The 237-nt window shown below is 66.2% G+C and carries 1 protein-coding gene; it reads right to left on the bottom strand.

Annotated elements, in window-relative coordinates; all coding sequences use genetic code 11:
• Positions 1-180 (bottom strand): hypothetical protein (locus AC0IYH_RS33915; RefSeq protein WP_471838860.1); only part of this gene is annotated, 180 nt, incomplete at its 3' end.
• Positions 181-237 lie beyond the last annotated feature (57 nt).

Raw genomic sequence — 237 nt, 5'->3', positions numbered from 1 at the left:
GACCTCGATCGCCCCGTCAAGCACCAGCCAGGCCGGCGTGCCGTGATCGCCGATGCCGTAAAGCACCTCGCCGGGGGCGAAGCGCGTCTCGGAACCGCTGGCGAAGCGGCGCGCCGTTTCGATTTGCGATTGTGAGAGGACGGGGAACCGCTGGTGCTCGCGCGTGTCGATGGGTCTCATCCTGATCTCCGTGGTGGCGGTGCGCCGCTACGACCTGTGTCATCCATGACATGTCCA

The organism is Pseudomonas sp. AC463 (genome assembly GCF_979253585.1).
The sequence above is the reverse complement of the archived record's forward strand: the minus strand, read 5'-3'. Positions and strand labels throughout refer to the sequence as shown.